Raw genomic sequence first — 12822 nt, forward strand, 5'->3', positions numbered from 1 at the left:
GCGCAATGCCCGAGACGCTGACCGACAATCCGAGGCAGAACCGGGTTCTGGCCACGCTTCCCGTGACGGAGTATGCCCGGCTGGTGGACGATCTGGAACTCGTGACCTTTCCAACCGGGGCAGTCCTGTATGAATCGGGTGACAGCCTGGAATTCGTCTTTTTCCCGACGACGTCCATCGCCTCGCTGATCTTGTCGACTGAGAACGGCGCGTCGACCGAGCTGGCGATGACCGGCAACGACGGCCTGGTGGGCATCCCGCTCGTGCTCGGCGGCGACACCACGACCCATGCGGTCGTGGTTCAGAGCGAGGGGGGTGCGTACCGCCTGCGCGCCGAAGTCATGCGCTGGGAACTCGACCAGGGAGGAAGCCTGCAGCGCCTGTCCCTGTGGTACGCGCAGGCGCTGATGACGCAGATGGCGCAAAGTGTCGTCTGCAATCGACATCACACCGTGGACCAGCAACTGTGCCGCTGGCTCCTCCTCAGTCTCGACCTGCTGTCGGGGAACCAGCTCGATGTCACCCACGAAATGATTGCGCGGATGCTGGGCGTGCGTCGCGAAGCCGTTACCGAGGCCGCCGGAAAACTGCAGGCGGCCGGATTGATTCAATACCGCCGCGGGCATGTCACGGTGACCGATCGCCCGGGCCTGGAAGCGCGCGCCTGCGAGTGCTACGGCGCCGTCAAGTCGGAATCCGACCGTCTGTTTCAATTGCTGCCGGCCAACCGGTCGAAGTATCGCGCACGGCCGAATCCTGCCACGCTGCGCAAGCGTGCCGAGGCCCGGTTGAAGCAAGCCCAGCCGATCCTGCCGGGCGCGCCGTGGGATACCGAGCGCCTGCTGCACGAACTGCAGGTGCACCAGATCGAGCTGGAGTTACATAACCACGAACTTCGCCAGGCGTACGACGAAGCAGATTCGCTGCGAAAGCAGTGCGCCGACATGTACGACTTCGCACCGGTGGGCTACTTCACGCTGGATGCGCTCGGAGTCATCATCAATGTCAATCTCGCCGGGGCGATCCTGCTCGGCATCAAGCGCTCCGAGCACGGGCGCCATCGTTTCGCCGCTTCCGTCAAGCCGGAGTTCCTGTCGGAGTTCAACCGCTTCGTCAGGGACGTGCTGGATGCTAAATGCAAGAAGAAATGCGAGATCGTCCTGGCGGCCGGCAGCCAACGGCCGGAAGCGATCGTCCGGATCGAGGCGGTCCCGGATGAAACCGGGCGCGAATGCCGCATGGTGGTGAGCGACATCACTGCCGAAAGGCTCGCCGAAAAGGCCTTGCAGGAACGGGAACGCCTGCGGCGCGCGCGGTTCGAAAATTCACCGCGTGCTTGACGGCACGTCTGTAGCAGCCATGCTGTACGGATCGCGCCCACGGAGTGCCGATCATGAAGTCCGCGCGCCACCACACTGAACGTCACCGCACCGATCGGATCGGCTGGATGCGCGCCGCCGTCCTCGGCGCCAACGACGGTATCGTTTCGACGGCCAGCCTCGTCGTCGGGGTCGCGGCGGCGAGCCCGGATCGGGGCGCTGTGCTGGTGGCCGGCGTTGCCGGACTGGTGGCCGGAGCGATGTCGATGGCCGCAGGCGAATACGTATCGGTCCATTCGCAGGCCGATGCGGAAAATGCCGACCTGTCGCGCGAGCGCACCGAACTCGAGAGGCAGCCCATCGCGGAACACCGCGAGCTGGCCGCCATTTACATCGCGCGCGGCCTCGAGCCGGACCTCGCGCATCAGGTCGCCGACCAGCTCATGGCACACGACGCGCTCGGCGCCCACGCGCGCGACGAACTCGGAATATCCGAAACGCTCAGCGCACGGCCGGTGCAGGCCGCGCTGTCGTCGGCCGCGAGCTTCGCGGTCGGGGCAGCGCTGCCGCTCGCGGTGACGGCACTGGCCCCTGCGCCGGGCCTGATGGCGTGGGTTTCAGGGACGTCGCTCGCATTCCTCGCGCTGCTCGGCGCCGTTGCCGCCCGCGTCGGCGGCGCCCCCGTACCGATAGCGGGCTGGCGCGTCACGTTCTGGGGCGCGCTCGCGATGGCGATCACTGCCGGCGTCGGGGCGCTGTTCGGGGCAGTCGTTTGATTCGGGGACGACGGCCCGGGCCTGGTCAGGTTCCCGGCGTCTTCGGCGGGCTCGCGAGCGCTGCCAGCCAGTCGCGCAGCAGCCCGGTGACCTGTTCGGGCTGCTCGAGTGGCACGAGATGACCGCATTCCTCGATGACATGGAGCCGCGCCCCGGAAATCCCCGCCGCCAGCTCACGGTGCACGGCCGGCGGCGTGATGAGGTCCTCCTGGCCGCACAGGACGAGCGTCGGACATTCGATCTCCGCGAGCGTGGGCCGGCTGTCCGCGCGCCCGATGATCGCGCGCTGCTGGCGCACGAACACTTCGTACCCGAGCCCGGTCGCCATCGACTGGAAAACGCCGCCCACCTCGGGGGTGTTCGCATGCTCGGGGTGCGACATGCGCGCCAGCAGTTTTTCGATGACTGCGGGAAAATCGGTGGCACCAAGTTCGATGAGCTCCTCACGCGCCGCCGTGGCTTCGGGAGTGTCGGGACGCGCACTCGTGCTGAGCAGTGCCAAGGCACGCACGCGGTGGGGTGCCCGGCGCAGGATCTCGAAGGCGACATAGCCGCCCATCGACATCCCGGCGAGCACGAACGGCCCCTCGGGCGCTTGCGCCAGCGCATCCTCCGCGAGGCCGGCCATCGAATCCGAACCGGTCAGATCGGCGATCGTGATGCCGACCACGTCCGCCAGCCCATCCGCCTGGTGCTCGAACAGGCTCGCCCCGTTCAGCAGCCCCGGCAACAAAAGCAGGTTCATCTTTTCCATGTCGATCCCTCTCCTCGATCTGTCGCTGAAGCCGACGCGCTCGCGTCTTGAATAATTTTAGCCACCCGGACGGGCCGCATCAGTGCGGCATCACACACAGCGTCTCCCGCCGCGAATGACAACACGCCCAATGTGCGCTGTCGTACAGACCGCAAATTGCCTTGCACGCATCCTTGTCGCGCCGGGTGTCGCAGCTGCGACACGGCGCCCTGGGCAATGTTCAACCTGAATTACGGGAGAAAGACATGAACAAGGATCAGGTCAAAGGCCGACTGAAGGCAGTGAAAGGTACCGTCAAGGAAGTGACCGGCAAGATCGTCGGCAACAAGAGCCTCGAAGAAAAAGGCAAGGTCGAAAAAGGTGTCGGCAAGGTCCAGTCCGGGTACGGCGATATCAAGGAAGACATCAAGAACATCTGATGATCGCTGCCCTGAGGAGCAGATCCGTTTCGCGCGAAGGCGACGAGGCAGCGGCAAATCCTGCCCGCGACGGTCGCCCCGCCCCTTCACTCACGCCGGGAGATGCAGCGGTGCCAACCGACCGCCACGAAATGCGCTGTCGATAGGGAGCCGGAGTCAAGAAGCAATAAACAAGAAGCAAGAACCTCTTTCATGCACCTCTGGAGAAGCACTCATGACACAGCTTGGCAAGTATTTTTCGGCGTTTTTCCTCGCCATCGCACTGGTAACCGCAGTGGGTTGTTCATCCACGTCGAAGCAGGAAGGCACAGGCGAATACATCGACGACACCGTCATCACGACCAAGGTGAAGGCGGAGATCCTCAATGAGCCCACACTGAAAGTCGCGGAGATCAACGTCGAGACCTTCAAGGGCGTCGTGCAACTGAGCGGGTTCGTCACCTCGCAGGCGGACATCAACAAGGCAGTCGAGATCGCACGGGGCGTAAGCGGCGTGAAATCGGTCAAGAACGACATGCGGGTCAAGTGAGGAAGGCGGGTCGCGGCCTACGAGATGACATCACGGTCGGGAGCGGTCGCGGCGGTCCGCTGCCATTCGTTCGAAAATCCATGGCGGCACCGGTGCAGGCACGGCATGACGATCTCGTCGCGACGCTGCGACAGTTGAAGGTACGGCTTCACGGCAGCGGCCGGCCGCGGGTCCCGCTGGACGAGGAGCCGCCGCTGAGATCGGAGTTGTTCAGCGCCGATCAGATGGAGCAGCACGGCAAGGCGCTCGGTGCGTCGCATCGTCTGGCTTCGGGAGGCGCGCCGGATCAGCTCCTGGATCGGTTGGCGGCGAACGAAAATGCCCTGGTCGACGTATGCCGGCTGCTGACCGCGGCGGCTACCGAGAACCAGCGGAGTACGCCGGCCGCCGAATGGCTGCTCGACAACTTCTATCTCATCGAAGAGCAGATCCACACCGCCAAGCGGCACCTGCCGAAAGATTACAGCCGGGAGCTGCCCCGCCTCGATGACGCGCGAGCGGGGCGGTCGGCCGGACGACCCCGTGTCTATGACATCGCCCTGGAGACGGTGGCGCACGGCGACGGTCGCGTGGATACCGAAAGTCTCAGCCGTTTCGTCGCAGCCTACCAGACCGTCTCGCCGCTCAGGCTCGGCGAGCTGTGGGCGATTCCGATCATGCTGCGGCTGGCATTGATCGAGAACCTCCGTCGCGTCGGCACGCGGATCGCAGCCGCGTGGGAAGAGCGCGACCTCGCCGGGTCGTGGGCAGACCGGATGACTGAGACGGCGGAGAAGGATCCGAAGAGCCTGATCCTGGTGATCGCGGACATGGCGCGCTCGAACCCGCCGATGGGCAGCGCGTTTGTCGCCGAGCTGGCGCGCCGCCTGCAGGGGCGCGGCCCCGCCCTGGCCCTGCCCCTGACGTGGATCGAGCAGCGACTCGCCGAATCGGGGCTGACGATCGAACAGTCGGTGCAGTCGGAAAACCAGCAGCAGGCCGCCGACCAGGTGTCGATCAGCAACAGCATCGGCAGCCTCCGCGTCCTGGGGGCGATCGACTGGCGCGAGTTCGTCGAGAGCCTGAGCGTCGTCGAGCAGACACTGCTGGAGGACCCGGCCGGCGTCTATGGGCGGATGGATTTCGCGACCCGCGATCGCTACCGCCACGCAACCGAAGCGATCGCGCGCAAGGGCCGCCTGGCTGAAGGCGAGGTCGCCCGCAAGGCGGTCGAACTGGCGCGGGCCGGCGCGGCGAGGGCTGTCGACAGCGGGAGCACCGATCGGGCAGCCCATGTCGGTTTCTATCTCATCGACAAGGGTCTCGCGGAGCTCGAGCGGGCAGCCGACGTTCCGCTACCCGCCTTTGAGGCGTGGCAGCGAATTGCAAAGCGCATGCCGTTGATTCCGTATCTGGGCACCATCGCGTTGATCACGCTGCTCGTGACCGGATGGCTGCTGTCGCAGGCGTCGGGGTCCGGACTATCCGTCTGGATGCTGCTCGCGGTCGGTTTCGTTTCGCTGCTCGCCGTGAGCCAGTTGGCGGTCGCGCTGGTGAACTGGCTCGCGACGCTGCTGGCTGCGCCGCATCCGCTGCCCAGGATGGACTTCTCCAAAGGGATCCCGCCGCACTCACGCACGCTCGTCGTGGTGCCGACGATGCTCACGAGTGCCTCGAACATCGAGGATCTCGTCGAGGCGCTCGAAGTCAGGTTTCTGGCGAACCGCGATTCCAGCCTGCACTTCGGCCTGTTGACGGACTTTCTCGACGCGGACCAGGAATCGCTCCCGGAGGATGGTCCGCTGATGCAACTGGCCGGGACCCGGATCGACGAGCTGAACGAGAAATACGGCCGAGACGAAGGCCCCCCCCGCGACGACATTTTCTTCCTCTTCCATCGCCCGCGGCGATGGAACCCGCAGGAACGCGTCTGGATGGGGCATGAGCGCAAGCGCGGCAAGCTCGCAGAGTTGAACGCGCTGTTGCGGGCACACGAGCGCGGCGCCGCGGAACCCGGCTTCGCGCTCGTCGTCGGCGGCATCGCAGTGCTGTCGGGCGTGAAGTATGTCATCACGCTCGACACCGATACGCAGTTGCCACGCGACACGGCGCGGCAACTGGTCAGCGCCCTGGCGCACCCGCTGAATCGTGCCCGCTATGACACGGCCAAGCGTCGGGTGTGCGAAGGCTACGCGATCCTGCAACCGCGCGTGTCGGTCAGCCTGCCGGGGACGAACCGCTCGCGCTATGCGCGTCTGTATGGCGGGGAGCCGGGCATCGATCCGTACACCCGCGCCGTGTCGGATGTTTATCAGGACGTGTTCGGCGAAGGTTCGTTCATTGGCAAGGGCATCTACGACGTCGATGCGTTCGAGCAGGCGCTCGACGGCTGCTTTCCCGAAAATCGCATCCTCAGCCACGATCTTCTCGAAGGCTGCTACGCGCGCGCCGGTCTGCTGAGCGATGTGCAGGTGTACGAGGACTATCCGGCCCGTTACGGCGCGGACGTGAGCCGCCGTCACCGCTGGATTCGCGGGGACTGGCAGCTGGCAGGGTGGTTGCTGCGGAGGGTGCCGGGTGAAGGTGCGCGCCGCCTGACGAACCCCCTGACGATGCTGTCGCAGTGGAAACTGGCCGACAATCTGCGGCGCAGCCTCGTCCCGGCCGCACTGACGCTGCTGTTGCTGTCCGGATGGGCACTGCTGTCATCCCCCGGGCTATGGACGATGGCCGTTATCGGCATCCTGCTGATTCCGTCGCTGTGCGCCGTGGTCCTCGACCTGTTCCGCAAGCCGGCCGAGGTGCTGATGCGCCAGCACCTCGCAGCCGTCGCACGCTCGGCGGCGCGGCGCTTCATGCAGGTCGGCTTCGAGCTGGCCTGTCTTCCGTATGAGGCGTTCTTCAGCCTCGACGCGATCGCGCGCACCGCCTGGCGGATGACCGTCACGCAGCGGAAGCTGCTGGAATGGAAACCGTCGGGCGAAGTCGATCGCGAATCGGCCGGCCAGGACCGCGGCGCTCTCGCCGCCGCAATCCGCACGATGTGGGTGGGACCTGCGATCGCCGCGATGATGGCGATCCACTTGGCGCTGTCGCGCCCGGAAGTGCTGGCGGTGGCAGCACCGGTCCTGCTGCTGTGGTTTGCGTCGCCTGCCCTCGCGTGGTGGATCAGTCGCCCGCTCGCTCGCCGCAAGCCGAGCCTGACGGCCGGACAAACCCTCTTCCTGCGCGCGCTGTCGCGTCGCACCTGGGCGTTCTTCGACACCTTCGTCGGTGAGGACGATCACTGGCTGCCGCCCGACAATTTCCAGGAGTATCGCGTTGCCGCGATCGCACATCGCACTTCGCCGACCAACATCGGCCTGGCGCTGCTGGCGAACCTGTCCGCGTACGATTTCGGCTACCTCCCGGGAGGGCGACTTGTCGAACGCACGGCGAACACGCTGCGCACGATGCACGACCTCGAGCGCCACCGCGGCCATTTCTACAACTGGTACGACACGCAGACGCTGCAGCCACTGCTGCCGCTGTACATTTCGACCGTGGACAGCGGGAATCTCGCCGGCCATCTGCTGACCTTGCGAGCGGGCCTGCTCAGCCTTGCCGATGATCCAATAGTGCCGGCACGGCTGTTCGACGGCCTGGCCGACACGTTCGAGATTCTTGCGCAAACTTTGGAAGGGACGGACGGCAGGCTCCCGGACCAGGTTGCGACGTGCCGGAACGAACTGGCCTCCCCAATGGCCGGGCAGCCGCTCACGCTCGCGGCGGCGCACGCAACGCTGCTGCGCCTCGCCGCGTGCGCCGCCGCGCTCGCGACGGCCGTGGTCGCCCCCGCCGGCGGCGACCCCACCGTGCCCGAGAGCGAATCACACGGATGGGCGCGGGCACTCGTCCGGCAATGCAATGACGCGCTCGACGAGCTCGACCACCTTGCGCCGTGGCTGTCGCAGCCGGGGCCGCCACCGGGCCTGGAGGCTCATTCTGCCTCTGCTGCGCTCGTCGCCCTCCCCGGCCTCCTGGCGCTGCGGCAACTTGCAAGGCTCGACACCGAGCTGGGGCCGGGCCTCGCGGCCCGGCTTCATGCTCAGCCGAAGTCGGCGGAACACGCCTGGCTCGGCGATCTGCAGCGGTCCGTCGCCGAGGCGAGCGCTCGCGCCCGTGACAGGATCGCGGCGATCGACCGCTTGGCGGTGCAGTGCGGCGAGTTCGCGCAGATGGATTATGACTTTCTGTTCGACAAAACCCGTCACCTGCTGGTCATTGGTTATAACGTCGCGGAATGCCGGGCGGACGTGAGCTACTACGATCTGCTCGCCTCCGAAGCACGATTATCCAGTTTCGTCGCGATCGCGCAGGGACAGCTGCCGCAGGAGAGCTGGTTCGCGCTCGGACGCCTGCTCATCGGCGCCGGCGGAGAGCCGGTTCTGCTGTCATGGAGCGGTTCGATGTTCGAGTACCTGATGCCACTGCTCGTGATGCCGATGTACGACAACACACTGCTCGACCAGACATGCAAGGCGGCGGTGGCGCGACAGATCGAGTACGGGATCCAGCGCGGGGTGCCGTGGGGCATGTCGGAATCCTGCTACAACACCGTCGACCTGCATCTCAACTACCAGTACCGCGCCTTCGGCGTGCCGGGTCTGGGACTCAAGCGCGGGCTGGCCGACGATCTCGTCATCGCGCCCTACGCATCGGTGCTCGCGCTGATGGTGGCGCCCGAGCAGGCCTGTGCGAATCTGCAGCGACTCTCCGCCGAGGGGTTTCTCGGGAAGTTCGGCTTTTACGAAGCGATCGACTACACGCCGGCGCGGCAGCGACGCGGCCAGTCACACGTCGTCGTGCGCGCCTTCATGGCCCATCACCAGGGCATGAGCCTGCTGGCGCTCGCCTATCTGGTACTTGATCGCCCGATGCAGCGCCGGTTCGAGTCGGACCGGCTGTTCCAGGCGGTCATGCTGCTGCTGCAGGAACGGATCCCCAAGGCGACGGCCCTGTTCTCACACACCGCGCAGTTGTCCGACGTGCGCGCGACATCGGTCGCCGCGGAAATGCAGATTCGCGTGTTCACCAGCCCCGACACGCCGATACCCGAAGTGCAGCTGTTGTCGAACGGCCGCTACCACGTGATGGTCACGAACGCGGGGGGCGGCTACAGCCGGTGGAAGGATCTCGCCGTCACGCGCTGGCGCGAAGACGGCACCTGCGACAACCGCGGCACGTTCTGCTACCTCCGCGACCTCACGAACGGGCCGGGCGGCGAGTTCTGGTCGACGGGCCATCAGCCGACGCTCAGGCAAGCGCACAGCTACGAGGCGATCTTCTCCGAAGGGCGCGCCGAGTTTCGCCGCCGCGATGCGGTCGGCGGCGGCGATTTCGAGACCTACACCGAGATCGTCGTGTCGCCCGAGGACGATATCGAGCTGCGCCGGGTTCGTATCACCAATCGATCGGGACTGCGCCGCGAGATCGAGGTCACGAGCTACGCCGAAGTGGTGATCGCGCCCCCGGACGCGGACGCGCTTCATCCGGCCTTCAGCAATCTTTTCGTGCAGACCGAGATCCTGCGCGAGCGGCGCGCGATCCTGTGCACCCGCCGGCCCCGCTCCGCCGGCGAACACGTACCGTGGATGCTGCACCTGATGGCGGTGCACGGCGCGGACGTCGGCGAGGTGTCCTACGAGACGGACCGCCTGCGCTTCATCGGCCGTACGCGAAGCACCGCCGATCCGCTCGCGATGAGCGACACGGGCGCGCTGTCGGGCACCGATGGCTCGGTGCTGGATCCGATCGTCGCAATCCGTCGTTGGCTCGTCCTCGATCCGGAACAGTCGGCGACGATCGATATCGTGTCGGGCATCGGCGAGAGCCGCGACATCGCGGTGGGCCTCATCGACAAATACCAGGACCGGCACCTCGCCGACCGCGTCTTCGACCTGACGTGGACCCACAGCCAGGTGGTGCTGCGCCAGCTCAACGCGAGCGAAGCCGACTCGCAACTTCACGCCCGGCTGGCCAGTTCCGTGATCCATGCCAACGCCTCCCTGCGCCCCGAGGCGGCCGTGCTGGTCAAGAACCGCCGCGGGCAGTCCGGGTTGTGGGGCTACGCGATCTCCGGCGACCTGCCGATCGTACTGCTGCAGATCGCGGACGCGGCCAACATCGAGCTCGTGCGTCAACTCGTCCAGGCCCACGCCTACTGGCGCCTGAAAGGGCTGGCGGTGGATCTCGTGATCTGGAACGAGGACCACGCCGGTTACCGACAACGGCTGCAGGAACAGATCATGGGGCTGATCGCCTCGGGCACCGAAGCGAGCGTCATCGACCGACCGGGGGGCATCTTCGTGCGACCGGCCGAGCAGATCTCGAGCGACGACCGCATCCTGTTCCAGTCGGTCGCGCGCGTCGTTCTGAGCGACCGCCACGGCACGCTCGCCGAACAACTCGACCGTCGCGGGCCCGTCGACTCCCGCCCGCCACCGTTCGTGCCGAGCCGCGTCTCCCGGGCCGGGGCCAGCGCCGACGCCGCAGCCGCCGATGAAGGGCTACCCCGCGAGCTGATCCTGTTCAACGGCGTGGGCGGATTCACCCCTGACGGGGAGGAATACGTCATTGCGCTTGCGCCCGGGCGGGTGACGCCGGCGCCGTGGGTGAACGTCCTCGCGAACCCCGGGTTCGGGACGGTCGTCTCGGAGAGCGGGGTCGCGTGCACCTGGAGCGAGAACGCGCACGAATTCCGCCTCACACCGTGGCACAACGACCCGGTGAGCGATTCGGGCGGCGAAGCGCTGTATCTGCGCGACGAAGAGACCGGCCAGTTCTGGTCGCCGACGCCGCTGCCTGCCCGCGCAGGGACGTCCTACGTCGTCCGCCACGGATTCGGTTACAGCGTTTTCGAGACCTGCGCCGAAGGCATCCGCTCCGAACTGTGGGTGTATGTGGCCCGGGATGCGGCCGTCAAATTCTCGGTGCTGAAACTCCGAAACGAATCGGGCCGGCCGCGCCGGCTGTCGGCGACCGGCTACGTCGAGTGGGTGCTCGGGGACTTGCGCGCGAAATCCTCGATGCACGTCAGCACCGAAATCGATCCGCGCAGCGGTGCACTGTATGCGCGAAACCCATACAGCACCGAGTTCGGTGAGCGGGTCGCGTTCTTCGACGTGGATGACCCGACGCGCAACCTGAGCGGCGACCGCACGGAATTCCTCGGGCGCAACGGCACGCTGGAAAATCCTGCCGCGCTGAGTCGCTCGCGCCTTTCCGGCAAGTTCGGCGCTGCGCTGGATCCGTGCGGCGCAATCCAGGTGAGCATCGATCTGGCCGACGGGCACGAGCACGAGATCGTGTTCCGGCTCGGGGTCGGGCAAAACCTGGACGACGCCAGCGAGCTCGTGCAGCGCTTCCGCGGCACCCTTGCCGCACGCAACGCCCTGGAAGCGGTGCATCGATACTGGCGCCATACGCTCGGCGCAGTGCAGATCGAAACACCCGATCCGTCGCTCGATGTGCTGGCGAACGGCTGGCTCGTGTACCAGACGCTCGCGTGCCGCATGTGGGCCCGCAGCGGCTACTACCAGTCGGGTGGCGCTTTCGGTTTCCGCGACCAGCTGCAGGACAGCATGGCGCTGGTGCACGCGGAACCCGGGCTCGTGCGTGCGCACCTGCTGCTGTGCGCAAGTCGGCAGTACGCGGAAGGCGACGTGCAGCACTGGTGGCACCCGCCGTCGGGGCGGGGCGTGCGTACGCGGTGTTCGGACGACTACCTGTGGCTGCCGCTGGCGGTGTGCCGCTATGTGACGAGCACCGGCGACAGCGCGGTGCTGGACGAAGCCATGCATTTCCTCGAAGGCCGTCCGGTGAACCCCGAGGACGACTCCTACTACGATCTGCCCGGCCGCTCCGTCGAGGTGGCGAGCCTGTACGAGCACTGCGTGCGCGCGATCCGGCACGCCCTGCGTTTCGGCCAGCACGGCCTGCCGCTGATCGGCTCGGGCGACTGGAACGACGGCATGAACCGCGTCGGAATCCAGGGCAAGGGCGAGAGCGTCTGGCTCGGTTTCTTCCTGTGCACCGTGCTCGCGCAGTTCGCCCCGCTCGCTCGCGCCCATGGCGACCCCTCCTTCGCTGAACTGTGCCTCGCGGAAGGCGAGCAGCTGCGTGAAGGCATCGAGCAGCACGCGTGGGATGGCGAGTGGTATCGGCGCGCGTGGTTCGACGACGGCACGCCGCTGGGCTCCGCGGGCAATGCGGAGTGCCGCATCGATTCGATCTCGCAGAGCTGGTCCGTGCTGTCCGGGGCCGGCGACGCGATGCGTTCGCACAGGGCGATGAAAGCGGTCGACGAGCGGCTCGTGCGCCGCGACTGCGCGCTCATGCAGCTTCTCGATCCACCTTTCGACAAGTCGCCCCTCGATCCCGGCTACATCCGCGGCTATGTGCCGGGCGTGCGCGAGAACGGCGGGCAGTACACCCACGCTGCGATCTGGGCGGCGATGGCCTGGGCCGCATTGGGCGAGTGCGAGCGCGCGTGGGAGTTGCTGACGATGATCAACCCCGTCAACCACACGCTATCCGCGGAGGGAATCGCGACCTACAAAGCGGAACCCTATGTCGTCGCCGCCGACGTCTACGCGGTCGCGCCGCACGTCGGCCGCGGGGGCTGGAGCTGGTACACGGGCTCGGCCGGCTGGATGTACCAGTTGGTCGTCGAATCGCTGCTGGGCCTGCGCCTCGCCGGCGCCACCCTGCATCTGGCGCCCTGCCTGCCCGCCGACTGGCCCGGGTACACGATCCGCTATCGGTATCGGGAAACCGTTTATCACATCGCCGTGTCGCAAACGCATGGCGGCGGCGATGCACAGAGCGGGGTGACGTCCGTTACGGTGGATGGCGTCGAACGACCCGACAGGACGCTCCCCCTCATCGATGACCGGCAGGAGCACCGGGTCGAAGTCGACGTCAGCGCGAGGTAAGTCCGCACCTTCCCCCTTGCCGCCGGACGGCGCGCCGCGCGCCACCTGGACTGCGAGGCTCGCGGCCGCTT

6 protein-coding genes are annotated in these 12822 nt (G+C 66.7%); 5 read left to right on the forward strand and 1 reads right to left on the reverse strand.

Annotation, left to right across the window (positions count from 1 at the left end; genetic code table 11):
• Positions 1-5: 5 nt before the first annotated feature.
• Both PA01_18480 and PA01_02640 read left to right on the forward strand, forming a co-directional pair.
• Positions 6-1340, forward strand: a complete 1335-nt coding sequence (locus PA01_18480; protein KAI5913013.1) for a helix-turn-helix domain-containing protein — start codon at positions 6-8, stop codon at positions 1338-1340.
• Positions 1341-1393: 53 nt separating this feature from the next.
• A complete protein-coding gene (locus tag PA01_02640; GenBank protein KON80684.1) occupies positions 1394-2095 on the forward strand; it encodes a VIT family protein in 702 nt (233 codons plus the stop codon).
• Between the two features lie 25 nt (positions 2096-2120).
• Here the strand turns inward: PA01_02640 and PA01_02645 are convergent, their stop codons facing one another.
• Positions 2121-2849 carry an alpha/beta hydrolase gene (locus tag PA01_02645; GenBank protein KON80685.1) on the reverse strand — a complete coding sequence of 243 codons (729 nt, stop codon included), beginning with the start codon at positions 2847-2849 and terminating at the stop codon, positions 2121-2123.
• A 245-nt stretch (positions 2850-3094) separates the two neighbouring features.
• On the opposite strand from PA01_02645, the gene PA01_18485 reads away from it, so the two are divergent.
• The 3 genes from PA01_18485 to PA01_02655 all read left to right on the forward strand — a co-directional run bounded on the left by PA01_18485 (position 3095) and on the right by PA01_02655 (position 12751).
• The gene (locus PA01_18485) at positions 3095-3268 is read left to right on the forward strand and encodes a CsbD family protein (GenBank protein KAI5913014.1); all 174 of its coding nucleotides are present in this window, start codon (positions 3095-3097) and stop codon (positions 3266-3268) included.
• A 214-nt stretch (positions 3269-3482) separates the two neighbouring features.
• Positions 3483-3797: a BON domain-containing protein gene (locus PA01_02650; protein KON80686.1), complete on the forward strand. Its 315-nt coding sequence runs from the start codon at positions 3483-3485 to the stop codon at positions 3795-3797.
• 80 nt (positions 3798-3877) lie between these two features.
• On the forward strand, positions 3878-12751 hold the full coding sequence (locus PA01_02655) for a cyclic beta 1-2 glucan synthetase (protein ID KON82257.2): 8874 nt from the start codon (positions 3878-3880) through the stop codon (positions 12749-12751).
• Positions 12752-12822: the final 71 nt, after the last annotated feature.

The organism is Azoarcus sp. PA01, assembly GCA_001274695.2.
Lineage (GTDB): Bacteria > Pseudomonadota > Gammaproteobacteria > Burkholderiales > Rhodocyclaceae > Aromatoleum.